Origin of the sequence: Pseudoalteromonas sp. GW168-MNA-CIBAN-0100 (assembly GCF_040309225.1) — a bacterium.
Classification (GTDB): Bacteria; Pseudomonadota; Gammaproteobacteria; order Enterobacterales; family Alteromonadaceae; genus Pseudoalteromonas; species Pseudoalteromonas arctica.
Genome location: NZ_JBEOOL010000077.1, coordinates 1 through 663, shown reverse-complemented (window position 1 = coordinate 663; position 663 = coordinate 1). Strand labels below are relative to the sequence as shown.

Annotated in this window: 1 protein-coding gene; it reads left to right on the top strand. The window is 46.6% G+C overall.

Annotation, left to right across the window (positions count from 1 at the left end):
* Window positions 1-663, top strand: a 663-nt coding sequence (gene tnpC, locus AAEY62_RS20070) for an IS66 family transposase (protein ID WP_350635918.1), incomplete at both ends; no start/stop codon positions are given.

Genomic DNA, 663 nt, shown 5'->3' with positions numbered 1-663 from the left:
GATTGCGGCATTGGAAGAGCGCTGGAACTTGGCCCAACAAAAACAATTCGGCAAAAGTGCTGAAGGCTTTGCCGGGCAAGGCGAGTTATTCAATGAAGTGGAAGAAATTGTTGAGGAAGTTGAGGCAGAGCAACAATCCATTAGCTATACCCGTAAAAAGCCGGTGCGTAAGCCACTGCCAAAAGACTTACCTCGTGAGCAGGTTATTCACGACATCATCGACAAAACCTGTGATTGCTTTGGCGGTGAGCTACATAGAATGGGTGAAGATAAGTCAGAAAAGCTTGAGTTCATACCCGCTAAAATCAAAGTGATTGAGCATATTAGGCCTAAATACGCCTGCCGTCACTGTGATAAATCCTCAACTCAGACACAGATTAAACAAGCCTCAATGCCTGCCATGCCCATCAACAAAGGCATTGCAACCAGCAGTTTGCTCAGTCAGCTTATCACCAGTAAATACCAATACGGGTTACCGCTGTATCGCCAGGAAGCGATGTTTAAGCAATACGGTATTGAACTCAGTCGACAGACCATGAGCAGCTGGATAGACAAATCAGCCACACTCTTCGCGCCATTAGTTGAACGGCTTAAAGCCGAGCTGTTAAGGCAACCCACGCTGTTTGCCGATGAAACGCCATTAAAGGTGGTGAAATCGGACAA